At 70.5% G+C, this 23,996-nt stretch carries 21 protein-coding genes and 2 pseudogenes; 4 read left to right on the top strand and 19 right to left on the bottom strand.

Features of this window, described 5'->3' with window-relative positions; all coding sequences use genetic code 11:
• A pseudogene (locus AC3EO4_RS47055) lies at window positions 1–833 on the bottom strand (hypothetical protein); the annotation flags it as partial.
• Between the two features lie 659 nt (window positions 834–1,492).
• On the bottom strand, window positions 1,493–1,648 hold the full coding sequence (locus tag AC3EO4_RS47050) for a hypothetical protein (RefSeq protein WP_431902538.1): 156 nt from the start codon (window positions 1,646–1,648) through the stop codon (window positions 1,493–1,495).
• A gap of 828 nt (window positions 1,649–2,476) precedes the next feature.
• On the opposite strand from AC3EO4_RS47050, the gene AC3EO4_RS47045 reads away from it, so the two are divergent.
• Window positions 2,477–3,061 carry a hypothetical protein gene (locus AC3EO4_RS47045; protein ID WP_431902537.1) on the top strand — a complete coding sequence of 195 codons (585 nt, stop codon included), beginning with the start codon at window positions 2,477–2,479 and terminating at the stop codon, window positions 3,059–3,061.
• Between the two features lie 45 nt (window positions 3,062–3,106).
• Here AC3EO4_RS47045 and AC3EO4_RS47040 read toward each other — a convergent pair whose 3' ends face one another.
• From AC3EO4_RS47040 to AC3EO4_RS47010, 7 genes are all read right to left on the bottom strand, one after another.
• Window positions 3,107–3,373 (bottom strand): hypothetical protein, encoded by a 267-nt coding sequence (locus AC3EO4_RS47040; protein ID WP_379574614.1) that lies wholly within the window; start codon window positions 3,371–3,373, stop codon window positions 3,107–3,109.
• Window positions 3,351–3,908, bottom strand: a complete 558-nt coding sequence (locus tag AC3EO4_RS47035; protein WP_379574613.1) for a hypothetical protein — start codon at window positions 3,906–3,908, stop codon at window positions 3,351–3,353. Before AC3EO4_RS47035 ends, AC3EO4_RS47040 begins: the two co-directional genes overlap by 23 nt.
• Window positions 3,909–4,039: 131 nt before the next feature.
• Window positions 4,040–6,781: a hypothetical protein gene (locus AC3EO4_RS47030; protein ID WP_431902534.1), complete on the bottom strand. Its 2,742-nt coding sequence runs from the start codon at window positions 6,779–6,781 to the stop codon at window positions 4,040–4,042.
• Between the two features lie 198 nt (window positions 6,782–6,979).
• A complete protein-coding gene (locus tag AC3EO4_RS47025) occupies window positions 6,980–7,291 on the bottom strand; it encodes a hypothetical protein (protein ID WP_431902533.1) in 312 nt (103 codons plus the stop codon).
• Window positions 7,291–7,962 (bottom strand): hypothetical protein, encoded by a 672-nt coding sequence (locus AC3EO4_RS47020; protein ID WP_431902531.1) that lies wholly within the window; start codon window positions 7,960–7,962, stop codon window positions 7,291–7,293. The genes AC3EO4_RS47025 and AC3EO4_RS47020 overlap by 1 nt, the downstream gene beginning before the upstream one ends.
• A 257-nt stretch (window positions 7,963–8,219) precedes the next feature.
• The gene (locus AC3EO4_RS47015) at window positions 8,220–9,440 is read right to left on the bottom strand and encodes an FAD-dependent monooxygenase (protein ID WP_431902530.1); all 1,221 of its coding nucleotides are present in this window, start codon (window positions 9,438–9,440) and stop codon (window positions 8,220–8,222) included.
• Window positions 9,441–9,465: 25 nt separating this feature from the next.
• Complete coding sequence (locus AC3EO4_RS47010) at window positions 9,466–10,392, bottom strand: quinone oxidoreductase family protein (RefSeq protein ID WP_431902529.1); 927 nt, start codon at window positions 10,390–10,392, stop codon at window positions 9,466–9,468.
• 209 nt (window positions 10,393–10,601) lie between these two features.
• On the opposite strand from AC3EO4_RS47010, the gene AC3EO4_RS47005 reads away from it, so the two are divergent.
• Window positions 10,602–11,054, top strand: a complete 453-nt coding sequence (locus tag AC3EO4_RS47005) for a MarR family winged helix-turn-helix transcriptional regulator (RefSeq protein ID WP_379574607.1) — start codon at window positions 10,602–10,604, stop codon at window positions 11,052–11,054.
• A 73-nt stretch (window positions 11,055–11,127) separates the two neighbouring features.
• Here the strand turns inward: AC3EO4_RS47005 and AC3EO4_RS47000 are convergent, their stop codons facing one another.
• The 8 genes from AC3EO4_RS47000 to AC3EO4_RS46965 all read right to left on the bottom strand — a co-directional run bounded on the left by AC3EO4_RS47000 (window position 11,128) and on the right by AC3EO4_RS46965 (window position 20,542).
• Complete coding sequence (locus tag AC3EO4_RS47000; RefSeq protein ID WP_431902527.1) at window positions 11,128–11,787, bottom strand: response regulator; 660 nt, start codon at window positions 11,785–11,787, stop codon at window positions 11,128–11,130.
• A complete protein-coding gene (locus tag AC3EO4_RS46995) occupies window positions 11,784–12,938 on the bottom strand; it encodes a sensor histidine kinase (RefSeq protein WP_431902526.1) in 1,155 nt (384 codons plus the stop codon). The genes AC3EO4_RS47000 and AC3EO4_RS46995 overlap by 4 nt, the downstream gene beginning before the upstream one ends.
• Complete coding sequence (locus AC3EO4_RS46990; protein WP_431902524.1) at window positions 12,935–13,756, bottom strand: CPBP family intramembrane glutamic endopeptidase; 822 nt, start codon at window positions 13,754–13,756, stop codon at window positions 12,935–12,937. Before AC3EO4_RS46990 ends, AC3EO4_RS46995 begins: the two co-directional genes overlap by 4 nt.
• Window positions 13,757–14,253: 497 nt before the next feature.
• Window positions 14,254–16,623, bottom strand: coding sequence for a penicillin acylase family protein (locus AC3EO4_RS46985; protein WP_431902522.1), 2,370 nt, complete (start codon window positions 16,621–16,623; stop codon window positions 14,254–14,256).
• Window positions 16,624–16,631: 8 nt separating this feature from the next.
• Complete coding sequence (locus tag AC3EO4_RS46980; RefSeq protein WP_431902521.1) at window positions 16,632–18,947, bottom strand: FtsX-like permease family protein; 2,316 nt, start codon at window positions 18,945–18,947, stop codon at window positions 16,632–16,634.
• A complete protein-coding gene (locus AC3EO4_RS46975) occupies window positions 18,944–19,654 on the bottom strand; it encodes an ABC transporter ATP-binding protein (RefSeq protein WP_379574600.1) in 711 nt (236 codons plus the stop codon). Before AC3EO4_RS46975 ends, AC3EO4_RS46980 begins: the two co-directional genes overlap by 4 nt.
• Window positions 19,651–20,178, bottom strand: coding sequence for a PadR family transcriptional regulator (locus tag AC3EO4_RS46970; protein ID WP_379574598.1), 528 nt, complete (start codon window positions 20,176–20,178; stop codon window positions 19,651–19,653). The genes AC3EO4_RS46975 and AC3EO4_RS46970 overlap by 4 nt, the downstream gene beginning before the upstream one ends.
• Window positions 20,179–20,320: 142 nt before the next feature.
• On the bottom strand, window positions 20,321–20,542 hold the full coding sequence (locus tag AC3EO4_RS46965; protein ID WP_431902518.1) for a hypothetical protein: 222 nt from the start codon (window positions 20,540–20,542) through the stop codon (window positions 20,321–20,323).
• Window positions 20,543–20,630: 88 nt separating this feature from the next.
• On the opposite strand from AC3EO4_RS46965, the gene AC3EO4_RS46960 reads away from it, so the two are divergent.
• Complete coding sequence (locus AC3EO4_RS46960) at window positions 20,631–21,221, top strand: TetR/AcrR family transcriptional regulator (protein ID WP_431902543.1); 591 nt, start codon at window positions 20,631–20,633, stop codon at window positions 21,219–21,221.
• Between the two features lie 232 nt (window positions 21,222–21,453).
• Here AC3EO4_RS46960 and AC3EO4_RS46955 read toward each other — a convergent pair whose 3' ends face one another.
• Together AC3EO4_RS46955 and AC3EO4_RS46950 are read right to left on the bottom strand one after the other, a co-directional pair.
• Window positions 21,454–22,563, bottom strand: a complete 1,110-nt coding sequence (locus tag AC3EO4_RS46955; protein ID WP_431902516.1) for a serine hydrolase domain-containing protein — start codon at window positions 22,561–22,563, stop codon at window positions 21,454–21,456.
• A gap of 264 nt (window positions 22,564–22,827) precedes the next feature.
• The gene (locus AC3EO4_RS46950) at window positions 22,828–23,415 is read right to left on the bottom strand and encodes a serine hydrolase (protein WP_431902542.1); all 588 of its coding nucleotides are present in this window, start codon (window positions 23,413–23,415) and stop codon (window positions 22,828–22,830) included.
• 222 nt (window positions 23,416–23,637) lie between these two features.
• Between AC3EO4_RS46950 and AC3EO4_RS46945 the strand changes: the two are divergent.
• Window positions 23,638–23,886 (top strand): annotated as a pseudogene (locus tag AC3EO4_RS46945) (helix-turn-helix domain-containing protein); the annotation flags it as partial.
• Window positions 23,887–23,996 lie beyond the last annotated feature (110 nt).

Genomic DNA, 23,996 nt, shown 5'->3' with positions numbered 1-23,996 from the left:
CGGGTCAGGTCCTCGCGCAGCCGCCCCACGTCGCGCTCGTGGCGGTGGCGTTCGGCGGTGAGCTCCTCGCGTACGCCGGCTGACTCGGCGCGCGCCTCGGCCACGGCCGCCTTCAGCTCGCCGATCTGCTCGGCGGCCTCGGCCAGGCGCTGGCGGGAGCCGGTCAGCTGGTCGGACAGGCGGCGGGCCTCGGCGCGTTCGGCAGCCAGCTTCGTCTCGGCCTCGCCGAGTCGGGCCTGCGTCTCGCCCAGCGCGGTGGCCTGGGCCTCGGCACGCTCAACTTGATCGGCGAGCTGGCGCCGCAGGGTGCGCAGCTCGTCGGCCTGGCGGTCGCGGACGTCTTCGGCGGCCTGACGGGCGGTTTCAGCGGCGGCCTGGCGGCGTTCGGCGGCCACCACCACGCGGGTCTCGGTCTCGCGTTGGATGCGCTCGGCGTCGGCGCGGGCGCGATCCTCCCGCTCCTCAGCCTGCCGCTGGGCCTGCTGCGCCTCGCGCGTGGTGCGCTCGGCCGCCCGCCGGGCCTGCTCGGCCTCGTGAGCGGCCGGACGGGCGTCCAGGGCGTCGGCGCGCTCGTCGGTGGCCTCGGCGGTCAGCGTGGCGATGCGCTGCAGGGCGCCGGTCTCGACGATCTGCACGCCGTCGGCGAAGCGGGCGACGAGGGCCTGCAGGCCGTCCAGCAGCGGGCGGGCCTCGGCGAGCACCGCGCCGGTGGCGGTCACCGCGGTGGTCACCGCCTCGCGTTCGGTGCGTTCCCTGTTCCGGTAGTAGGCGTTCTTGCACAGGTTGTTGTTGTCGCAGAACTTGCGCGGCTTCCTGCCGGCCGGCGTCGCCACCTACATGCTTGGGCCGGGCGGCTGGTCGCTGCACAAGGTGCAGGACTTCCTGGGCCACGCCGACCCGCGCACCACGATGCGGTACAACCGGGCGGTCGCCATGCTGGACGACTCACCGGCCTACGAGGCGCGTTGTTCGCACGCGGCGAGGCCGAGTTCAGCGACGAGGCCGAAACCGCGGCAGTGCCTCAGCGCTAAAGCGGGAAAGGTCAAGCAGTCTGCGTCCGTCTCGCCAGTGCCGCGCTGATCGACTCGGGAGCTCCTCCCCCGACGGTCGAGCTGGCGGCAGGATTTTGTCCGTCGCTCGGCCTTGTGCCTGAAGGGAATTTCTTCCTGCAGGACGCCTTGCACTTCTCCTCCTGTTGAGTGAAGTGCCACAGGCATTGGACCCAGTTCTTTAGCTTGAAGCAACCGGTTTTGAGCGGTTCGTAGTGATCGATGCAGTTCCGGTAACACCTGTTTCTACCTGCGGGCTGGAGCTCTTGCCCTGCATTGATGGCCGGGCAGTCGGTCCCTTGGAAGCTAAGTGTGGCGCTGAGCCCGATGGCTGCTGCGATCATTGAACTCTTGACGTTCACATACATTCCAGCTCCGGTACGCACACGGTCTTGTGAAGTAGAGGCGGGCGGGACGGTAGCGCTCCCGCCCGCGGGCAGTGGTCAACTGCGGATCAGCACGGTCTCGTTGTGGTTTCTCCCGGTCAAGGCGATGGCTCCGTGAGGCTGAGATTTGGCGTTGGCGGCGTCGGCCGCCACTACCATCGCGGCCGCCACACCGGAGGCCAGCACGAGGGCGAGTACGACGACGGTGAGCATTCGACCTTTGTCGGTCGGCAGGTGACTCTCGGATGTGGACATATAGATTCCTGTTGTGTGGTGGCGGCTGCTGTGAGCCCTTCCTCAGGAAGGCCATGTCCAGAAGAGCACGCCAGAGGTGTCAGGTCTTGTCACGAGAATTCGTGACTTGACACGAAAGCCGGATGTGAAGCGCGCGATCGCGTTGTGGCGGCGTGTCGAAGCTCGGCCGGCGCGCCTGGCTTGCGTTTCCGCTGGCGGGACTTGCCAGGGCTTGACAACCGTGTACCCTCATGATCAGTCTGGGTTTCGTATCGGTACGCGCGGTTTCTCCCCTGATCGGGGGGTTCGGACGACGCGCTGAGATCGACGGAGACGCGCGAACTCGACCCTCCCGATACCTCGGGCACCCCCCGGGATGATCTTCCCCCACATTTCATGATCACTAGCTAGGTCCTGCCGAAGCGCTCCTCGAAGGAGGTCAGCTGCTCCTCAGCAAGGTTCTGAGCGAACAGTGTCGCGCGCAGGTGGTTGTCCGCGTCGTCGCCCGCGGACCGCGCGAGATCATCCGGGTGGGCGCGGCGAGCAGGCTGGCCAGCATCGCCCTGTGCCGTCGAGCCTGGGCGGGCCGGCCCAACGCGGAGAAGCGGTGCGCCACACCAGCGAGTTGCCGTTGACCAGCGCCGACATCAGGCAGTAGTACTGCTCTATTCCTGGCATGACACGTAAAGGCCCTGTGGTCCGCGTACGGCCTTGATCGAGAAAATGTCGAGCATACGGATTCGCGGCCGGTCGTCTTCGCCTGCCGGTCAGGACCGGCCGGCTGAGGTCCTCGGATAGGGTCCACGGGTGAACGACGCCCCCATCATCCTGCTCGGCGGCGCTTCGGGGACCGGCAAGAGCCAGGTGTCCTATCCCCTGGCGCGCCGCCTGGCCTCACCTATCGTCGAGATCGACGACATCGTCGAGGCGCTGCAGGCCATGACCACGCCGGAGCAGCTGCCCGCGCTGCACTATTGGCGGGCCAACCCCGAGGCCGTCCACCTGCCTCACGAGCGGATCGTGGAGATGCAGATCTCCGTGGCGCGGGCGCTCGTCCCCGCGGTGCGGGCGGTGGTCGCCAACCATCTCGAGACCATGACGCCGGTGGTCGTCGAGGGCGACTACCTGTTGCCGTCCACGGCCGCGGAGCTGGACGGCGTGCGCGCGGTCTTCCTGCACGAGGGCGACGAGGAGCAGATCGCCGAGAACTACCGGCGTCGCGAACCCTCGGCAGGGGCGCAGCACGGGCGGGCCGTGGTGAGCCGCCTGTACGGCGACTGGCTGGCGTCGCAGGCCGAAGCGGCTGGAGTGCCGGTCGTTCCCGCCCGCCCCTGGGACGACGTGCTCGAACGGGTGGCACGGGCGCTCAACCTCGCGCCGCCCGCCGTCTGATCCTGCCGCCGGGCTTGTGGACCGGCACGCGGCGCGCCGATCGGTTCACCTGTGCGTCCAGCGGAAGAGGGTAACGCCTTCGGCGGTGAGCCAGGTGCCGTCCCCGAGCGGGTATGCAGATTCGTGCGCGGGCATCGGGTAGCGCACCTCCCCGCTGAGAGCGTCGATCAGGACGTGCCTGGCGTCCTGCGGCGTTTCGGTGTAGAGCGTCGCGGTGGCGATCACGGTGTCGGCGTCAACGTAGCCGCCTCCGTCCCAGAAGGCCTCGCCCGAGGCCGGACGCCATGCATCAGCGGCGAGGAGCCTGCGCATGATGAGCCCGCGGAAAGGAGTGCCAGGCGATCTCGTCCGGCGGGGCGTAGCTGAGATAGGACAGCCCGGTGGGATGGACGTCGAGCAGGATGCGGTAGTCGTCCTCGTGCTTCCACACGCGCAGGCCGTCCTCCTCCAGCCGGCCCCAGTACACGTGCAGGCCGTCCTGGCCCTCCCCCACGGCCAGGCCCATGTGCCGCCCGTCGGCGTGTGGCAGGTGCTGGCCGCCGACGGCGGCGCAGCCCAGGGTCTCCCGCGCGACGACCCGTCCGCTGTCGGCCGCCAGCCCGAGCCACTCGTCGCCCTGGTAGGGGGTGCCGTCGAATTCGCCGTCGTCACGCCACACCCCCGAGCTCGGCGGGCCTGGCAGCATCGCCCAGACGTGCCGGCCGTCGTCGCTGACCCGGCATGAGGAGCGGTTCTCCTTCCGGGGGTGCCATCGGTGACCGCGGTGCTCCCACAGCACCGCGCCGGTGGCGGTGACAGCTCGGACGGCCTCGTCGTTGGCGTCCAGGCCGTGGGCCTTGCCGCGCATCGAAAACGACCTGCGCCATCTCGTGGAAGAACGTGGCCCTGACGACGCCCGTCTACGACTGCGGCTCCAGCGGCCGCTTCGGCGACGAGATCAACTGGGGCAACGCCGCTCGTGGTCGATACAGCTGGGCGTCACCAGGACTCGACCTCGAACCCGGTGGCGGCGGTCCAGAGTGCGCGGAAGGCGTGACCCGGCCGGCCGTTGAAGTCGTTGCCGGGCAGGCTTCGGATCAGCTCCACCGCGGCTCCGAGGTGGCCGCAACGGGCCGCTTGAAGGACGAGCTGCCCGGTCGGGTGCTCGCGCTGCGTCCGCGGTGTCTTCATTAGCGTGGCATGGGCCTCGGCGAGCGCGGCCAGCTCCACCTGGTCCGGCCGGGCGCGCGCGGGGTCGAGCCGGGCGTTCGTGCCTGCCTGGGCGAGATGCTCCTCGTAGGCGTACCCGCCACCGTAGATCTGCGCCCATGCGCTCAGCAGGTCCGGACGGCCCGCCGCGACGAACAGCTCGACCGCGTCCCAGCCGTCGAACCAGCCCTGCGCCTGCCACTCCTCGGCGTGCAGAGCCCGCATGGGGATGAGCTGGCCGGCCAGGCGGTCGCGTCCGGTGCGGATGAGGTAGGCCAGCAGCGGCCCGCTGTAGAAGGTCGAGGGGTTCTCCTTGCTCTGCCGCAGCAGGGCGAGGGCTTCGTCCTCGCGGCCGCACTCGATCAGCGCCCAGGCGACCGCCAGGCGGTGCTCGCCCGGGTTGGTCTCGGGCTCGATCGCCGCCCGCGCCCGATCGAACCACGCGTGGGCGCGGGCGGCGTCCCCCAGCGCGGCGTGCGCGCCGGCCACCGAGGAGGCCACGAACGCGGCGTTGTATTCGTCGATCACGGCCTCGGCTTGGGACTCGACGCCGTCGAAGAACGGCCGCGCGTCCTCACGCCGTCCGGCGGCTGCCAGGATCATCGCGACGTCGGCGAGGCCCCGCACCCGCTGGGCCGGTTCCGGGATCCCGTCGAGCAGCGCCCGCGCCCCGTCCGGCTCGCCCCGGCGCGCCCGCAGCCTGGCCGCGTGCCGCAGGCCCTCGCTCACGTGATGGTCCCAGCCCTCGTGCAGCGGCTCCACCGCGTCGATCACGAGCGCGAACAGGTCGTCCAGGGTCGCCGTGTCGGGCGGAGGCCAGGTCCCGGCCGGCGCCGGCTCAGTGCGGCCGCGGAACGCCTCCAGGTACTCCTCCAGCGGCGGGCCGACCCGCTCGGCCACGGTGGCGGCATCGGGCAGGACGTCGAGCGCGCCCCAGCGCACCGGCCAGCCGAAACGGCGCTCGACCGTCCAGGCCAGGACACCGTCGAGGTCCTGCTCACGGCCGCGCGGCGCGATGACCGGCCCCTGCTCGAAGGCCACGGCCCATGTCGCGTCGTCGAGCGCGAACGTCGGGTCGACACTCGCCTCCCCCTCCTCGCGCAGCCTCTCGCCCGCGTCGTCCCCGTCGAGCTCCAGCGGGCGCGGTTCAGGTGGCGTGCGCAGGAAGGCGAAGTCGCCGATGACCTGGCCGGTGGCCGCCAGGAAGAAGCGCAAGGTGGTCCCGCCCACGATGACGACGATGCCGTCGGCGCCCCACACCACGCCGCGCGCGTCCGCGGTCGCTTCGACGGTCCCCACCCGGCCGGGGACGTCGCCCAGGCTCCAGATCTCGACCTCGCCATCAGCGGTCAGCGCAGCCGCATGCAGCCCGTCCGGCGACCACGCCCAGGCGGTGCCGTCCTCGTCCTCGCGGTGGGCCTCCTGCAGCGCCAGGTCGAGGTCGTAGCGGTGCCGCCCGTTGTCGTAAACGGTGACATGGGGACGGGCGTTTGCGTCGTTCCCATCCGGCACCACGACCGCCAGCCGTGGAGCGGCGCCGTGCGCGCCCCAGGACAGCTCGGAAGCGCCTGGATGTTCCGGCAGCGTCGCCACCGTCTGCCCCGTCAGGGCATCGCCGACCAGCAGCCGCCCGCGCGACTGATGGGCGAAGTACCGCTCGTCCCTGCTCCAGGCCGGGGCATCCACGCGCCTGCCCGCCTCGGCGAACCACAGCACCCGTCCGCTGACCGCGTCCAGGGCGCAGGCCCAGCCGTACGTGTGGCCGTAGAGCCGCCGTCCGTCGCGCGACCAGAAGACCCGGTCGAAGCTGAGGTTCTCGTCCTTCAGCAGTGCTCTGACCTGGTCCGGCACCGGTTCGGACAGCTCCTGCGCGTCATCCTCGTACACCTCTCCCTCCGCCAGCGGTACGGCGTAGCCCTGCGCCCGCCCGTCCTCCGGGTAGCCCGCCACGACGTAGGCGCGGCTGCCGTCGGGCCCGAGGGCGAAGACGGGCGGGCGCGAGTACCCGTCGGTCACGTACGCCGCGGCGATCGGCTCCGGCTCGTGCCCGAACGGATCCCACACCCCCACGCCGTTGGTGTCGTAGGCTAGGCCGATCCGCCGCCCGTCGGCCGACCACTGGATCCTGCGGGGGTAGTCGGGCCAGCCCACACCGCCCGATATCCCGTCCAGCACATTGACGCACCGCGCGCCGGCCAGTTCCCAGATCTGCAGCACGCCGCCACGCTCGTAGTCGTCCCCGCACCAGCTCCCGACCGCGAGGTAGCGCCCGCACGGGCTCAGGGCGTGTCCGATGAGGTCGTATGGATGGCCGTCGGGGTGCCGCAGGAGCGCACCGAGCTCCCTGATCCGCTCGGTCGCGAACCAGTGCGCCTCCGTGACGCCGTGGATCTGCTCCAGCCCGGCCAGCGCGGCGCGGAGGGGCGGGAGGTCGCGGGTCGGCACGAACGCCGGCCAGTCCACGTCGCGCAGTGCCGCCAGGTACTCGTGCGGGGTGACCGACGACAGATTGGGCAGGTGCATGATCGTCATAGCGGGCGACCATAGTGGCAGCGTCCTGAATCGTCCGAGTTTTTCCAAAATCACCCGCCAGGAGGTGGCGACCCTGCCCCGTGCGTGTTCACCGCGAGAGTCGGACGGTACGCGTCGCCAGGGTCGGGGTTGAGGAACCTGCGGACAGCCTTTGGCGGCACCCGCGAGTAACTTGGCGTGACCCCACCGCGGCCCAGCTCAGAGCCCGAAACGGTGCTTTCGAGCCGGACAGGCCTCCTGGAGGATCGCCGCCGCACCGACCGCCCTGACTGTTTCGGGCGCGGCGCCCCGATCTGCGTCAGCTGCCGCTTCAAGAAGTCCGAACATGCAGCTCAACCGGAAGACTGGGCGCTCCGGGTTGCGGCATTCACCGCTGAGGCGTCCGCAGCGGCGGTCTTGAGGACGGTGCACGTCCGCGCCGGCGAGCACCTCGTCAAAACCCCTACCGAACTTGCCATCCCTGTCCCGGATCAGGAACCGGAACCCGTCGGCTCGCTCGTCCAGGTCCATCAGCAGGTTGCGCGCCTGCTGCGCCGTCCAGGCACCGGTCGGATGAGCCGTGAACCGAGGATATGCACCCGCCGCGTTTCGATCTCCATGACGAACAGCACGTACAGGCGTTTGAGGAACACCGTCTCGATGTGGAGAAAGTCGCACGCCAGCATGCCGGAGGCTTGAGAGATGAGGAACTGACGCCACGTCGGTGAAGCCCGGCGCGGCGCGGGCCCAAGCCCCGCCGCCGCCAACACCCGGCGGACCGTCCCCTCCCCCACCCGGTACCCAAGACCGAGTAGCCCGCCCCGGATGCGCCGATGCCCCCACCGTGGATTCTCCCCCGCCAACCGGACGATCAGATCGCGGATCTCCTCAGAGATTGGCGGCCGGCCGTGCTTGGCGGGGAAGCTCCACTTCTTCTTGACCAGCCGCCGGTGCCAGGCGAGCAGCGTGCCGGGCGTCACGATGCGATACAGCCGGAGGCGAGCGGGTAACAGCCTGGCCAGCGCGGCCAACAGCGCCCGATCGGCCCAGCCCGGCCTGGGCCGGGCGACCTGGCGACGCAGCACCGCGACCTCATGCCGCAACACCAAGATCTCCACCTCCTTGGAGGCGCCGCCCCGAGTGAGCAGCACCAACCAGCCGGACATCCGACCCACCAGCAGATAGACAAGGCGAAACAGCACGAATGCCGAGCCTAGAAGACCAGGTCCGACCCTCATTGCCAGTTTCTGGCACCGGACAGGCTGCCGGACATACGGTCACACCCGGTCGGCGACTTCGCTGCGGTCCTGTGGTGTCATAGCAGGCTGCCGGGTCCCAGCCGCAGGCGGTGATCTGCTTTCGGTTGGAACGGTGCTACCCATGGCCACGAGCGCAAACTCGCGAACGATGTCCGGGCGGGCATCACCGTCTGAGTGCGTGTATGCGGAGCTTGTGGTCGTCAGCCGGCGTGGGCGATGTCCAGTTCCCGTTCTCGGATGGACTTGGTGTTGCTTCGCAGGGAGCGCAAGGCGTTGCCGATCACCGGGAGCCGGAGGCTGCGCGCCATGACCGGCCGGAGGGTGATCTGCCGCTGGTTGCCGGGGGTGACGAAATACCGCTGGTCGAGGCCGTTGGCCTGGTAGTAGGTCATGTGCGGGCGGAGCTGTGCCTCCCAGGCGCGCAGGGCGCCGCGGATGTCGCCGGGGTTATGGTGCAGCATGCTGCCGAGCAGGTCGGCTCCGGCGAGCGCGGCGGAGATCCCCATGGCGGCGTACAGGCTGGGGCACCACGCGGAGTCGCCGACCAGCACGACCCGGCCGTGCGACCAGGCGTCCATGCGGGGTTGCTCCACCGAGTCGAACAGGAACGCGTCGGCGGCGTCGAGCGCGTCGAGCGCCTCGCCGAGCAGGCGGCCCGTGGGCTGAGGTCCGTACGCGGCGCGGACCCGTTCGGCGGGCCGGCCGGCGAACTCGGCGTCGACGTCGTCGGTGCGGTACGAGAAGAGCACGGTGGGCGGGTGGTCGGCGAACGGAAAGACCCACATGGCCCGGCCGGGCTCGAGGAGACTCGCCCCCTCGTGCGAGGAGAGGCCGCCGACCGGGCCCGGCAGCGTCGTCGCCGCGATCATGTAGCCGAGCCGATGCAGATACCTGTCGTGCGGGCCGAAGACGAGACGCCGGACCGTGGACCGCAGCCCGTCGGCGCCCACGACGAGGTCGTATCGCTCGGTCACGGATCCACCGTCGTGTTGGAGCGTCACCTCGACGCCGGAGGCATTCTGCTCGATGCGGGTGGGGGTCGTCGCGTAGCGGATCTCCACGTCGTGCGGGAGCGCGGCGAAGGCGGCACGTTCCACGTCACCGCGCAGCATCATGCGAGGCGAGGCCGGCAGATCCCCGAACCCCAGACCGGGTTTGCGGACGCCAGCGCGATCCACCGTGTAGGTGACGCTGCTGGGCGGCGACCGGTCGGGGATGGCGTCGAGAATGCCGAGTCGCCGCGCCGCAGCCCGACCGGCGCCGAACAACACGACGAAGTAACCATCCGATCGACGGCCCGGCGCTCTCTCCACGATCACCGGATCCCAGCCGATGCCCCGAAGGGCGATCGCCGTGGCGATGCCGCTGACGCCGAGCCCCACGACCAGGGCCCGTTTCCTGCTGCTGCTCAGCGCAGTCATGGCTTCCTCCTCGGATGTGACACGGCTAGGGGACGAGGACGATGCGGTCGTCGGTCTCGGCGGTCCACGCCTGCGCGACCTGGGCGAGGGGTACGGCGCGCGCCCGTACGTCGATCGCGCCCGCGGTCACCGCTGAGGCCAGTTCCGGCAGTTCGGCGAGGAAGTCGCGGGCGGGGACCGAGCCGATGCCGCTGCCGACGATCTGGAGGCGGGCGGAGCGCAGGGCCGCGGAGGGGATAGGCGCGGTTGGGCCGACGATGGATCCGATCTGGATCCAGGTCAGCGGGGCGGTGCGGTCGGCGCGGGCGGTGAACATAGGAATCATGGCGCCGGCGGCGGGTTCACCCCACACGTAGTCGATGACCACGTCGACGTCGGCTGCGTGGCCGATCTGGTCGAAGGTGATCGTCTCGTCGGCGCCGAGGGCGGTCAGCGCCTTCAGGCGGGTGGTGTCGCGGGCGGCGGCGATGACCTGGTCGGCGCCGAGCAGCTTGGCGATCTGGACCGCCATCCGTCCGGCGTTGCCGGTGGCGCCGAGGACGAGGACGCGCTGGCCAGCGTGGAAGTCGACGCGTCGGCGCAACGCGACCCAGGACGACATGGCCGGGTTCATCGCAGCGGCGATCCGTACGGGGTCGATGCCGTCGGGCAGGATCACGCTGCGGCGAGGGTCGATGAGGGTGCGCTCGGCGAACGTGCCCAGAGTTGTGTCGTCCAGGGCCACGTAGCGGACGTTGCCCTCCTGGTCGCGTACCACGCCGTCGACGCCGGGGATCAGCGGGTACGTGCCGTTGCTGGAGTAGTGCGAGCCGTTCGCCTTGGCCTTGGTCAGATGGTGCAGGCCGGCCGCGAGGACCTCGACGAGCAGCTCGTCGCGGTGGCGTTCCGCGGGGTCGGGGTGGTCGCGATAGACCGGCGGGGCGTCGGCTGCTGGGATGACGGCAGCGTGCATGGTGACCTCCAGAAAATGATTTGTATTACCAACTATCTCCATGATGGTTGGTAATACAAACCATGTCAACAAGAGTCGGCGTGATCGATGACGCATCCGTCGATCGCCTGGCGCGGGATCGGGTTCGCGAGGCGTCCCGGGCGGCGGTGTCTGCCTTCCTCGCTCCGGCATGGTTGGTATTGCCAACCATGCCGGACTAGCATGACGGCATGAGCTCCGCCGACGATGTCGTGGATGCCCTCGTCCGGGCCACCTTCGAGGTGGCAGGCGTGCTGACCCGCATCGGTGGTGAGCACGATTTGTCGCTCACCCAGCTACGAGTGCTCGGCATCCTCCGCGACCGCCGCGTCCGCATCACCGAACTGGCCGCCTACCTCGGCCTGGACAAGTCCACGATGTCCGGCCTCATCGACCGCGCCCAGCGCCGGGGGCTGCTGACACGCGGCAAGAACCCCGAAGACGGCCGGGTCGTCGAGGTGTACATGACCCCGGCCGGGCTCGAACTCGCCAAACGTGTGGAGGACGACATCCGGCGTGCCCTGGCGCCCGCGACCGGCCGCCTGGACCCGGAACAGCTCGATCGGCTCGTCAGCCTGCTCGACATCGTCTCGGCCCGCTCGCCGCGTACACGCGCCGCACCGGGGCCGACGGCCGCGCGCTGATGGTCGAACAGGGCCACGGACAGTTCCTGACGTCTGCGGCGTTCGCCCCATCGAGGTTTCCGGGCGGTGTGCCTCAGGTCACCAGGCCCCTGCGGTAGGCGTAGACCACCGCCTGCACGCGGTCACGCAGGTCGAGCTTGGTCAGGATGCGCGACACGTACGTCTTGACGGTCTCCTGGCTGATCACCAGCGTGGCGGCGATCTCGCTGTTGGACCGGCCGTCGGCGATCAGGCGCAGCACCTCCAGCTCGCGCGGGGTCAGCGCGGTCTCGTCGGGCGTGTCCCGGGCCGGGCGGATCCGGGACGCGTACCTGCCGACGAGCTGCCGCGTCACCTCAGGCGCCAGCAGCGCGGCGCCCGCCGCGACGGTGCGGATGCCCTGCAGGAGCTGCGCCGGCGGGGCGTCCTTGAGGAGGAACCCGCTCGCCCCGGCGCGCAGCGCCTCGTAGACGTACTCGTCCAGGTTGAACGTGGTCACCACGAGCACCTTGACCGGATTCTCGACCCCGGCGCCGGCCAGCAGGCGGGTCGCCTCGATGCCGTCAAGCACCGGCATCCGCACGTCCATGACGACGATGTCGGGGCTCAGCCGGCGGGCGAGCTCGACCGCGGCGCGGCCGTCGCCGCACTCGCCCACCACCTCCAGGTCGGGCTGCGCGTCGATGATCGTCGCGAAGCCGGTGCGGATCAGCGCCTGGTCGTCGCAGACCAGGACCCGGACCGGCGCGGTCATGACCGGCTCCCCGCAGGTATGCGGGCCCGTACCACGAAGCCGCCGCCCGCCTGCCGGTCCGCGCTGAACTCGCCGCCCAGAGCGTCCACCCGCTCGCGCAGCCCGGCCAGGCCCCGCCCGCTTCCGCCGGGGGAGGCGGCCCTGGAGCCGGGGCCGTCGGTGCTGACCGCCACACTGATCTCCTTCTCGCCGTAGCGCACCCAGACCGCGGTGGGGCTGCCGTGGGCGTATTTGAGGGCGTTCGTCAGGGCCTCCTGGACGACCCGATAGGTCACGAACTCGGCGCTGCCCGCCGATTCCCCGGGGTCGCCCTCCTCGGTGAACTCCACCGGCTGCCCGGCCTGGCGGGTTTGCTCCACGAGCGTGCCCAGGTCGCCGGCGGACGGCATGCTGACGTCGGTATCGTGATCGGCTTTGAGCAGGTCGAGCATGTGCCGCAGGTCGCTGATGGCCCGCCGGCCGGTGTCGGTGACGGCGCTCAGTGTCGCGTCGAGGCGGTCGGGCGCGGCGGTGAGGTAGCGTGCCGCCTCGGCCTGCACGACCATCGCCGTCACGTGGTGCGTCACGACGTCGTGGAGTTCGCGAGCGATCCGGGTGCGTTCGGCGGCGCGGGTGGCCTCGGCGACGTGGCGGCGGCGTTCCGCATCGGCGGCGCGGGAGGAGCGCAGCCAGGCCCCGATGCCCCATGCAAGGGCCAGAGCCAGGTAGAACACCACGTACCCTTCCACCCTCTCGCTCGCGCCGAGTCGGTCGAGCGCGAGCGCGAGCGGCACGTACGCCATGGAGAGGAGGACCACGGTGACGCGCCGATGGCGCTCCAGGTGGGCGCCCGCGCTGATGAGCGCGATGGGCATCGCGTTGCTCGCGAACACGTGGTAGGCGCGGAGCTGGTCGAGAACGAAGCCGAGCGACACCAGAGCCAGGCACACGGCCGGCCACCGCCGGCGGACGGCGAGCGGAAGGCACTCCAGGGCGATCACCACGAACGCCAGCGCGTCGAAGGGCCGGGCCGGCAGGTCGCCGACCTGAGTCCCCTTGCCGTGGAGCGCCGGCAGGAGCGATGCGACGGCCAGCAGCAGCCCGAACGGTAAGTCCCGGACCACGACGTCGCACCGCCGCCACAGGTCCGTGACCCGCCGTAGATCGATCATTGGGCGAGCGTAGCGGTCGCGCCGCACCGGAGCGGGACCACGTTGCCGCGCCGGCGGGCCAGCCACATGAACACGACCGTCAACAGCAGGCCGAACACCACCGCGTATGGGCTCGCCTCCGGCCCGAACTCGCCGCCCGTGAGCAGGGCTGGGCCCGACGTCACGCCGTGCAGCAGCCCCTGCGTCGCGCCGTTGCCCGAGACCTCGGTCCCGAAGATGCCGGCTGCGGCGAAGTTCCAGCCGAAGTGCACGCCGATCGGCACCCACAGGGTGCGGGTGGCGGCGTAGGCGGCGGCGAGCATGCCGCCCGCCTCGACCGCGACGGCGATCGCGCCCCACAGATCGGCGTGCGGGTTGAGCAGGTGCGACAGGCCGAACAATAGGCCGGTCAGCACCAGCGCCGGCCACGTCCCGGTGCGTTCCTCGACGATCCTGAACAGGATGCCGCGAAACAGCAGCTCCTCCGTCACCGCGGCGGCGGCCATGAAGCCGATCAGCCCGACCGCGCCCGCCGGCGAGCCCGGGCCGTCGATCCGGTAACCGCCCACGAGAGCGATGTTCACGATGACGGCCGCGAACAACGCGACCCCGATCAGCGCCCCTCGCGCGATGGCGCGGGCGGCGCCTCGCGCCGCCACCTCCGCCGGTGCCCGGCGCTCGGACCACCGGACCACGCGGGCGTACACGAGTACGGCGAGCACGGCCGTCGCGACGCCGAGGAGCAGGGTGAGGAGCGGGCTTTCCTTCACCGCGCCCACGATCGCGCCGCCGGCGAAGGCGACCACCGCGACGGGCACGAGCTGTTTCAACAACCGCATGACGACTCCCTTACTTGGAGGATTCCGCGACGGGGCGCCGCCGCTACGCCGAGAAACGCTAGGGATCCGGTGGTCTGGAATCATCCCCGTGCGGTGGACACTCGCGCGTAGCTCGCCCGGGGGACAGCCGCACATGCAATTCGTCGTACAACGCCGCCGCGTTCGACGTCACCGCGGATCGCGTACATCTCCGGCGGCGTCCGCACCGCACGACAGAGCACGGCGATCGCCGCCACCCCTCTCCGACCGGCCGCACCTGTCCCCCGCACGAGCTGCAGTTCAAGCGGCATGTGAGTACTCGTGAGGTCGGACCCGTTAAGCACTGTGCGATGAGCCGCCAAACCTCCTGTTCCTCACCCTCGTAATCCCGTAGCGTCGCTGCTTCGCAATGCGGTCCCTCGTCGTAGGCGTCGTCGGCGGCTTTCTCGAGCTGCGCCGCCGCCCGTCCGCCTGACGCTCGGCAACGCGCTCACCGGGAATGCCGGTGAGCGCGTTCGCTACCGCAGCGACCTCGTCGCCAGCCCCGGATACGCCTTGATCTCGGCCTCCGTGAACCGCTCGGCCACCCACTGGCCGCGCGAGAACAGCTCGGTCTGGTCAGCGTGATGCGGCGAGGCCGAGTTGGCCGACAGCGAGTACGTCAGCACGGTGCGGGTACGCGGCCCGGTCGGCGTCAGCTCCACGGCCATCAGGAAGCTGGAGCCGGTGTTGACGTCCGGATAGCGGCCCTTCTTACTGAGCGAGCCGCCGGTGCGGATCCGGTCGAAGCAGCCCTCCCCCTCGGTGCAGCCCGGCACCGGGACGGCGCCGTACCGCTGGGCCTGCCCCGGCGTGAGCGTCAGCGGGAGGTCGTGGGCCGTGAAGACCTGCACGGCGTTGGCCAGCGCGGTCGCCACCGCCGGGTTGGCGATGTCGAGCCCGCGCGGCGTGGTGAGCGGGTGCTCGACGTCGAACGGCACCTTCCACCAGCTCTTCGGCGGGACGACCGCGCCGTCGGGCCGTCTCTGCGGGCCGTTCAGGCCCAGGAAGAACTCGCGCCACAGGATCGCTCCACGGCTGCTGAGGCGGGCCCGCCCGTCCCAGGCCGCCAGCGTGGCGCAGGCCCGGCGGACGTCGACCTTCTCGCCGTCGCTCGCCGTCATCACGGGCTTGGCCCGGCACAGCGCGCGCAGATCCGGGCGGAGCAGCTCGGCGCCCAGGTTGCGCTTGCCGGTGGCCGTCTGCTGGAGGGTCTCCAGTGTGAAGCCGGGAGCCCCGAGCCCGTCGTCGCCGGACAGCCGCTGGGCGATCATGTCGAGGCCGACCCGGGTGCGCAGGTCCCGTTCCGTGCGGGTGTCTCCGTAGATGCGCGGATATTGGGTTAGCGGGGCATTCGGGTTGGTCAGCCAGGGGCTGGCGTTGGCGTTGGTCACGTAGTCGGTGCGGGTCAGCCGGGGCTGGGCGGCGGGGCCGAAGATGCCCGGCTCGAGCGCGTCCGCGTCCTTGCCCCACAGGCAGGCCGACGTGGAGCCGTCCAGGATGAGCATCTCGGGGTCGTCCTTGGCGCGGCAGCGCTCCGCTTGCTCGTCGGTGACGTGCGGGACTACCGAGGCGTCGGCGAAGTACGCCTCGCCGCCGGCGTCCGCGGCGAGCGTGTAGACGAAGGGCATGCCCTGGTAGGTGTCCTGCGCGCGGCGCAGCGCGGCCAGGTCGCGGGCGGTGCCCATGGCCAGCCACTCGTCGGCGAAGCGCAGATTGGCGGCGTTGACGTCGGCCAAGGCGATCGCCGTCTCCTCCGTCCAGCCGGAGGCCAGCACCGGGCCGTACCGGGAGGTGTACAGGGTGGTGGTGACGGCGCGGGTCGCGCCCTGGGCGTCCCGGACGGTGACTGACACCTCCTGTCGGCCCATCGGCTCGGGCCGGCCGTCCACCAGGTACGTGGTGCGCTGGCCCGGCACCAGCTTGAGCTGGTACAGGGTGAAGCGCTGGGCGTGGGAGACAGTGTGCGTCCAGGCCACGCTGGCGTTGTGGCCGATCTGGACCACGGGGGTGCCGTACAGGCTCCCACCAGACACGTCGAACACGCCCGGGATGGTCAGGTGGACCTGGTAGAAGCGGCGGCTGCCGTTCCACGGAAAGTGAGGGTCGGCCAGCAGCATGCCGTGGCCGTCGCGGGTGGCCTCGTGCCCGAGGGCGTAGGCGTTGCTGCCAGGAGCGGTCACCGTCTTCGGCGGGACCTTCCTTTTCGGCTGGTCCGACTCTTTCTCGTTCTCCTGCGCGTGCCCCGAGGCGGCGATGGCCTCCTTGAACGAGGAGCTGCCGGCCAAGCGGCCGAGGTCGAGCAGGTTCATCCAGACGTCCGTGGCCGTGATGGGGCCGACCCACTCCTTGCCCCGGCATGCCGGGTCGGGCAGCCTGGCCACGCCTGTGTCGCGCAGGTAGCGGTTGAACCCGGCGACGTAGCCGTCCACGAGCGCGCGCAGCTCTGCGCTGGGGCCGTGGGGTGCGGGGCGGGCGAGCACCCGGCGCAGCACGCCCGACGCCTGGACGCTCTTGTAGTACACGTCGCTGGCCAGATTGGAGATCGGATCGATGGCGTCGTCCGACATCGCCTCCGCGCCGAAGTAGCGCGACCGCTCGCCGCGTAAGGTGAGCGCCCATGAGGCCATGACGCACAGATTGTCCTGCGCGAAGGCGTAGCCGTAGCCGTAGCCGAGACCGCCGTGGTCTTTCGCCAGGATGTGCGGGATGCCGTACTCGGTGCGCCTGATGTCGGCGGCGTAGCGGCCTCCGGCGGCCTGCGCCGGCGCCGGTGCCGCCACGAGGAGGGCGCCGACCAGGACGGCTACGAGCGGTGCGGCCAGCCGCCGGACATGTGTCGTGATCATCGAGCGTCCTATTCGAAGCGGGCGTTGTCGGGCGCGGTCACGCGCTTGAGCAGCGGCAGGCCGGCGAGGATCACCAGCAGGGCGGCCAGCAGCCCGCCGCCGACGGTCAAGAAGTAGACGGGGCCTGGCAGCGCCGCCGGCGCGCTCTTGATCGCCAGCTGGTCGATCATCGGCTTGGCCACGCCGAAGCCCGCAACCGCCGCCACCAGGGCGGCCAGCACCACGGGGGCCGCCGTCTCCAGCAGCACCACCCTGGACAGGGTCCGTGTCGGCGTACCGCACAACCGCAGCAGCGTGAATGGCTGCCTGCGCTCCACCACGCCGCCGGCGACCGCCACCAGCAGGCCGCAGCCCGCCACCAGCAGGGTCAGGGCGACGATCGCCAGCGCGACACGTTCCACCTGCTCCAGCAGCACCGCGCGGGCCTGGGCGACCTCGGCGAACGTCTGCGGCGTCTCGGCGCTGCCGGAGCGGGCGACGTACGGGGTGAGTAGTGTGCGGATCTGCTCACGGACGGCCGGGTCGTCCACGCGGATCAGCACCGCCGCCAGGGGCAAGCCGGCTGAGGCGGCCTGTTCGTGCTTTCCTGAGTTGGCGGAGCCAGCGGCAGGGTTGGCAGCGTCCACGATCGGCAGGTTGCGGTCGACGGAGAGCATGTTGTCGCTGGTCAGCAGCCGATTGAAGTCGGCTGTCACCACTCGGGTGTCCTGGGCGCACCGGCCGAGCGCCGGGAAGCCGGTCAGGGCGCCGCATTCGACCACGTGGCCGAGCAGGAAGTCGAGGCGACAGCCGGGGCCCGGGTCGCACGGCGGAGGCCCGTCGGGCGGGGCCGGCGTCTCGGTCTCGCCCCTGCGGTAGATCGGCAGCACAGTGACACCGGGATGGGCGCGTACCTTGGCGAGCAGCTCGGCCGCCGTGCCAGGCGGCAGAGGCAGGCCCTCGGCGGCCTCGCCGTACCCGAACGACGCCCGCATGACCTCGTTCAGCGTGCCGCCGCCCGCCGCCTCCTGGCCCGAGACGACGGCGGGGACGATGCCGGCGACGGCCGTGCCGATGAAGACCGCCAGCACGATCCCGTTCACCGACCGGAAGGCGCTCTTCGGGTCGGCCGCCAGCCGCTGCGCGGCCAGCAGTGTCGCCGCGCCGGACGTGACCCGGGCGGCCAGCCGCGCGGCCAGCATCGTCAGCCACGGCCCGGCCACCACGAGACCGACCATGATCAGTACCAGGCCGACGTCGACGAGTACCGCATTCGGGTCGTTGCCGCCTGCGAACACAGGACCCGCGAACAACCCCAGCCCCGCCAGGAGCGGGAGCACCCGCCACCAACCCGGAGCGGAGGCCCGCAGCTTGCGTGCCGCGCCGAGTGGCGTGATCCGCACCCGGCGCAGTGACCACAGGGCGGCGCCGGCGGCGGCGAGCGGTACGCCCGCGACCACGGCGGCGTACTGCAGCGCGGTGGGCGCGACCACGTCTGGGAAGAAGCGGGAGCCGGTGATGGCGACGCCGGACAGGGCGGGCCGCAGCGCCTGGAAGACCGCGATGCCGGCGAGCGCGCCCAGCAGCGCGCCGAGAGCCGCGTCCACCGAGGCGATCGCGCTGATCTGGCGCGCAGTGGCGCCCGCCAGCCTGATCGCCGCGAAGCGCGCCTCGCGGCGGGCGGCGGCCAGGCGCGTGGCCGTGCCGACGAGGACGACCAGCGGGAAGATCAGGCCGATGGCGGCGATGCCGAAGCCGTGCTCGTAGAGGGCCGTGGTTTCGTCCGTGACCGGGGTGGTGTCGACGGCGTCGACGGCCACGGTGCCGGCCATGGCGGCCAGCCCGTCGGGGGTCTGGCCAACGACGACGACCAGGTCATCAGGGCCGGACAGCGCCGCCCGTCCGATCAGGCCGGCGCGGGTGCCGGGGAAGCGGTCGGCGAGCTGCTCGCGCGGCACTGCATCCATCAGCTCGGCGAGCGCGGGCGAGACGTGGTACCGCCCCGCGCCAGGCAGTGCGGGGAGGCCGGGCATGGTCGGCGTGAGTGTTCTCGCGTCGAGGATGGCGACGTCGAGCCGCTTGATCGGGCGGCCCGCGTAGGAGTCCTGGCGGTGGTTCCACAGCACCGCGCCCGAGGTGGCGCCGAGGGCCCAGCCGCCCGGTGCGGAACCGATCGTGCACTCCCAGCACGGGCGGCTCGCGGTGACCTGGAAGGCGTTGAACAGCGCCACCGTGGACAGCAGCACCGTCACCCCCAGAGCGACGGCGGAAGTGACGAGCGCCAGCCGGACGGCCGCCTCCCGGCCGCCGCGCAGCGCCAGCCGCAGCCCCAGCCAGAGCGTCATCGGACGGCCTCGCCGGCGTAGGGGTCGGTGACCTTGCCGTCACGCACCATGACCTCTCGGTCGGCGCAGGCGGCGACGCGGGCGTCGTGGGTCACCACGATCACGGTCGTGCCCTCCTGGCGAGCCAGGCCGACGAGCAGTTCCATGACCTTCTCGCCGGCGAGCGAGTCGAGCGCGCCGGTAGGCTCGTCCGCGAAGATCACCTTGGGGCGCGTCACCAGCGCCCTGGCGATCGCCACCCGCTGCGCCTGCCCTCCGGACAGCTCGCCGGTGCGCCGCTCGCCCAGGTCGTCCAGCTCCAGCCGTTGCAGTAAACCGACCGCCCTCTGGTAGGCCCGCTTGCGCCTGGCCTTGCCGAGCAGCAGCGGCAGGGCGATGTTGTCGGCCGCCGTGAGCTCCGGCACCAGCTGGCCGAACTGGAAGACGAAGCCGAACGCGGTGCGGCGCAGCTCGGACCGCCTAGCGTCGCTCAGGAGGTCCAGCCGCCGCCCGTCGAACCAGACCTCGCCCGCGTCGGGGGTGAAGATCCCCGCCAGGCAGTGCAGCAGCGTGGACTTGCCGGAGCCGCTCGGACCCATGATCGCTAGAACCTCTCCCGCCGTCACGGACAGGCTGGCCTCGCGCAGCGCCTGCGTCCGGCCGTAGGAGCGGTCGATGGAACGGGCCTCCAGCAGCGGGCCCGGCACGGGAAGGGCGTCGACGGTCATGCGTGGCGCACCATTTCCGCCAACGCGCCCAAGCGGGCCGTGGTCACGTCGATCCAGCGCAGGTCGGCCTCCAGATGAAACAGGGCGTGGTCGGCCAGCAGGGCGTCCACGAGGGCGCCGCCGCGTTTGATCTCTGACAGCTCGCGCATGCGCCGCATGTGCGTGGCGCGCTGAGTGTCGAGGTAGCTCTGCGCATCGTGGCCCAGCATCAGCGCCAGCACGACCTTCGTGAACAGCACCGTCTGCAGGAACGGCTCCGCCGCTGCCGGCTCGGACAGCCACACCTCCACCTCCTGCTTGCCGAGCGGGGTGATGGCGTAGCGCTTGCGGTCTGGGCCGTCGCCTGGCTCGCTCTGACCGGCCGTGACCTTGCCGTCCCTGGCCAGGCGGCCGAGCGTCGAATAGACCTGTCCGAAGGGAAGCGGCTTGCCCCTGCCGAAGTAGGTGTCGTAGGCGCGCTTCAGGTCATATCCGTAGCTGGGCTCGCGGTCCAGGAGGCCCATGAGGGCCAAGGGGACTGTCATGACATGGCACTATATACCGGAGGTATATACGCGGTGTATAAGGACTGCGGGGCCCGCTCCCATGAGGACTGCGGGTGCCGATTAATCATCCGGCCAGGTCAAGCGACGTGTCGGTATTCCGTCAGGACAACCTCCGAGTCGATCATGTCGGCGGACGTCGAACGAGGTGATCGAAGCGGGGCGGCTTGTTGGAGAGCCCGGTGGGGCCGGTGTTCGTTATCACCTCCGGCTGGGCCTTGGCCACCGCCTCGCCGACCGATCGGGCGTCCAGCCCGTTCCTCAGGACCGCCTCGGCGCCCATCTGCTCCAGAACCAGCTTGTCCGCGCTGGTCGCCGTCGCCGTCACCTGATGGCCCCGTGCCACCAACTGGGGACTAGTCGGCGGCCGAGAACACCAGTCCCGCCTGCCACGAACACTCGCATGATCAACCTTCCTTTCCGTACGGCTACGCATACGGGCGAGACAACTCTCTGACGACCCGAGCCGCGGCGGCGGCCGTGAAGCGCAGCGCCGCCGCACGCGAAAGGCGATCGTCGACGCGGCGGTACGCCTGAGCGCCGCCGGGGCGACACCGTCCATCGATGAGATCGCGGCCGCCGCCGACGTGTCGCGGCGTACGATCTACATGTACTTCCCAGCCCTTGACCAACTGCTCGTCGACGCGACGGCCGGCGCGCTGAACGAACCGCCGGTCGAGGCGGCGCTGTCCGATCTCGCGCTCGCCGACGACGCGGCCGGGCGGGTGGACGCACTCATCCGGACGCTGCTGGAATACTCGCCGCAGTCACTTCCCTTGGGGCGCCGCATGATCCGCCTGACTGTCGACCCGCCCACGAACGGCGCCCCGGAGCCGGTCGGCCCACGCCGCAGCCAACACCGGATCGAATGGCTGGATCAGGCTTGCGCGCCCCTGCGCGACACGCTGAGCGAAGACTCCTACCAGCGCCTGATCTCGGCCTTGACATGGTGGTCGGCTGGGAGGCCCAGGTGGCCCTCCGGGATGTCCGCGGGCTCGACCCGAAGGCTGAGCAGGAGGCCATGACCTGGGCCGCCCGCGTCCTCGTGGAGGCCGCGATCAGGGAACATGATCGTCAGTGAACGTTCATCGACCCGGCACACTTGGCGGACTCGCAACCAGTAGATGCGGCTATGTAGGTGCAACTGGTACCGGATGCCGGTCAGGTAAGGCTCCACCCGGCTGAGCCTCGAGTCACCGACGTCATCCAGTAGCTTCACCGAACCCGAACGATTGTGGTGGTAAGCGCGGGCGGGGCTTACGAGGCTGGGTGCGGATTGACCGCGGGGCAGAAGCGCGCCTCGAAGAGCTTGGTGAAAGTCTTCAGGAAGTCGTTCCAGTCGCCGTTCATGTTGCTCACCAGTGTGTGGGCGCCCTGCCGGTCGCCCATCGCGTAGGTCACCGAGCCTTGGATGTACCCGCCGCCGCCCCATAGCGTGACCCCGCACGAGAGCTTCTGCGAGTAGATGCCGAGGCCGTACCGGGTGTTCGGGACCCAGCCCGCGCCCTCCGTCGAGACGGTGGTGAACATCTCCTTCTGCAGGGCGGGCGAGAGGAGACGGCCGCGCAGCAGGACCCGCAGGAACCGGTTCAGGTCCGTAGTAGTGGACACCATGCCCCCGGCTGCGCCCGCCCAGCTGAGGTCCGCGTTGGTCACATCATGGATCTCCGTAGGACGACCGGCCCCGTCGAACTTCGAGTAGTGGCGGGCGTGCGGGGTGCGCATCGTGTTGTCGGTGCCCGGCAGATACGTGCCCGTCAGGTGCAGTGGGCGGGCGATGCGCCTGTCGATCTCCTCCGCGAGGGTCGAGCCGGTCGCGCGCTCGACGATCATTCCCGCGAGGGTGTAGTTGACCTTGGAGTAGATGAAGCGCTTGCCGGGCTCTTCTGGGTGCGGGGTCGTCTGGCCGGGGACGGCGTCGGGGAGTCCGCTGGTGTGGTTGAGCAGCTGCCTGACGGTCATCTTGGTGCCGTCGGCGCCGAAATGCTCCTCCACCATGCCGGGCAGCCACTTCGCCACCGTGTCGTCCAGGGTGAGCTTGCCTGCGGCCACCAGTTGCAGGACCACCGTTCCGGTGAACGCCTTGGTGAAGCTGCCGATGCGGAAGTGTTCATCCGCCCGGCGCTTGCGGCCGGTCTTCAGGTCGGCCAGCCCCGCCGTGCCGAACCATGGCTTCGCGTGACCGTCCCTGAGCTCAGCGAGGATGCCGGGGACGCCGTCGTTGGTCACGGCCTGATCAAGCACGCGTTGGAGTTCGGCGTGCCCACGGTCGCGCTCGGCCGCGGAGGCGGCAGGAGCCATCATGGCGCTCCCCGCCACGGTGAGGGCGGCGACAAGCAGACCGGCATGGGCGCGAAGCATGAACATTTATGCCTCCTTGGGCATGACAGAAAGGCCGGAGGTCGGCGCAATGGGTTCAGGCATGGTTGTGCCTGCACAGGGTTGGGTCAATGAGCACGCGAAGGCCGGTGAAGGCCACGGAAGAGTGCTGTCGATCGAGCTCTTCGGATCGTCGGCCGTCAGGGGGCGTGCCCGGAGCAGACGAGGGTGCAGCCGAGGAGCGGAACCGTCTCACAGTCGGTGGCCCCTGTCGTATGCGCGGAGGGGGCCCATGGGGGAGGTGCCATGGGCTCATGTGCCGATCAGTGAAGCGCGAACGGCGTTTCGGGCTAGGGAAGGGAGGTCGGAGGACTGGGATGGGGCGTACTCGTCACTCGATGCCGTCGTTCGCGATGACGCTCTCAAGTCGGGCCGGCAGCTCGGCGCGGTCGACGCCGGCCAGGGCACGTGGCACCGTGCCGACCTCGGCCTGCAGGATTCCGAGCAGTACTTACACCGGACGCAGGTCCTTTTACGGGAGATCGAAGCGAGGCCCCGCTCAAGGGCGAGCCTGCCCGTCTCGTCCATCCTGGGCGGACGCTTCAGCGGGGTGCTCGGCCGAGGAGGTCGAACGAGGCACGGGACACCCCGGCCGCGCTCAGGCTGTGGTCGAGGTAGGTCCGCACCGGCGAGGGCGGTCCATGTCTTGGATACGGAGCCACACCGGTAGACGGTGCCGGTCGTCGCGGCTTCCCGCGTAGAGATGCTCTTGACGCCGACGGCGAAGTCGGTGATCTCTCCGTCGCGCAGGACGCCGATCGCGGCGCTCGGGATCCGGTATTCCGCGAGCAGCTCGGCGACGCGAGCTCGTATCCGGGTCACATCCAACGCTCTTGCCATAAGGGGGTTCCTCGTCTCGCCGCGATTCTTTCCAAGCGAGAAAAGGCTACGTTGCATTTCAAGAATCGTCAACGACGAGCCTAAAGGATGCGCTTGAAATGCTGGGCTTTTACGCCAATCGTTGCAACAGCATTGTTGATGAATGCAATCCATGTCGACCAGCCGTTGCAATGTACTGTTGGTGAACGCACCCGTGGACCGAACCGACAGGAGGGCGAGCAGATGCCCGGAGGCAGGCTGACCCACGACGATCGCCGGCAGATCGCGATCTGGATGGTCGAAGGGCTGGGATACGCCGAGATCGCCAGGCGGCTGGGCAGGCCCACGTCCACGATCAGCCGCGAAGTGGCACGCAACAGCGCGCCAGGCGGCTACCTCGCCGACCGCGCCCAGCAGGCCGCCGGGCAGCGCGCCCGCCGCCGCAGACCGATTCACGCCACGGAATCGCCCGCCGACGGGCGGCCCGCCGAGTTCGGAGCACCTCCCGCCAGGGCCTGACCCAACGTCTGACTGACCCGGGGTCCTCAACGGGATCTGTCGGCCTGGGGCGGGAGGTGCTCGATGCACCCGCCGGACGTGGC

Source organism: Nonomuraea sp. bgisy101 (assembly GCF_057708945.1).
Note: the sequence above shows the minus strand (reverse complement) of the source record. Positions and strands in the feature narration are given on the sequence as shown.

Excerpts from the sequence above, each read along its gene's own strand:
- AC3EO4_RS47010 (WP_431902529.1), bottom strand. The coding sequence starts at position 10,392 with ATGCACGCTGCCGTCATCCCAGCAGCCGACGCCCCGCCGGTCTATCGC.
- AC3EO4_RS46990 (WP_431902524.1), bottom strand. The coding sequence starts at position 13,756 with ATGCGGTTGTTGAAACAGCTCGTGCCCGTCGCGGTGGTCGCCTTCGCC.
- AC3EO4_RS47000 (WP_431902527.1), bottom strand. The coding sequence starts at position 11,787 with ATGACCGCGCCGGTCCGGGTCCTGGTCTGCGACGACCAGGCGCTGATC.
- AC3EO4_RS46980 (WP_431902521.1), bottom strand. The coding sequence starts at position 18,947 with ATGACGCTCTGGCTGGGGCTGCGGCTGGCGCTGCGCGGCGGCCGGGAG.
- AC3EO4_RS47025 (WP_431902533.1), bottom strand. The coding sequence starts at position 7,291 with ATGGACCTGGACGAGCGAGCCGACGGGTTCCGGTTCCTGATCCGGGAC.
- AC3EO4_RS46950 (WP_431902542.1), bottom strand. The coding sequence starts at position 23,415 with ATGGCAAGAGCGTTGGATGTGACCCGGATACGAGCTCGCGTCGCCGAG.
- AC3EO4_RS46995 (WP_431902526.1), bottom strand. The coding sequence starts at position 12,938 with ATGATCGATCTACGGCGGGTCACGGACCTGTGGCGGCGGTGCGACGTC.
- AC3EO4_RS47035 (WP_379574613.1), bottom strand. The coding sequence starts at position 3,908 with ATGCGCGGCAAGGCCCACGGCCTGGACGCCAACGACGAGGCCGTCCGA.
- AC3EO4_RS47040 (WP_379574614.1), bottom strand. The coding sequence starts at position 3,373 with ATGCGCAGGCTCCTCGCCGCTGATGCATGGCGTCCGGCCTCGGGCGAG.
- AC3EO4_RS47050 (WP_431902538.1), bottom strand. The coding sequence starts at position 1,648 with ATGCTCACCGTCGTCGTACTCGCCCTCGTGCTGGCCTCCGGTGTGGCG.
- AC3EO4_RS46985 (WP_431902522.1), bottom strand. The coding sequence starts at position 16,623 with ATGATCACGACACATGTCCGGCGGCTGGCCGCACCGCTCGTAGCCGTC.
- AC3EO4_RS47015 (WP_431902530.1), bottom strand. The coding sequence starts at position 9,440 with ATGACTGCGCTGAGCAGCAGCAGGAAACGGGCCCTGGTCGTGGGGCTC.
- AC3EO4_RS46955 (WP_431902516.1), bottom strand. The coding sequence starts at position 22,563 with ATGTTCATGCTTCGCGCCCATGCCGGTCTGCTTGTCGCCGCCCTCACC.
- AC3EO4_RS46970 (WP_379574598.1), bottom strand. The coding sequence starts at position 20,178 with ATGACAGTCCCCTTGGCCCTCATGGGCCTCCTGGACCGCGAGCCCAGC.
- AC3EO4_RS47030 (WP_431902534.1), bottom strand. The coding sequence starts at position 6,781 with ATGACGATCATGCACCTGCCCAATCTGTCGTCGGTCACCCCGCACGAG.
- AC3EO4_RS46975 (WP_379574600.1), bottom strand. The coding sequence starts at position 19,654 with ATGACCGTCGACGCCCTTCCCGTGCCGGGCCCGCTGCTGGAGGCCCGT.
- AC3EO4_RS47005 (WP_379574607.1), top strand. The coding sequence starts at position 10,602 with ATGAGCTCCGCCGACGATGTCGTGGATGCCCTCGTCCGGGCCACCTTC.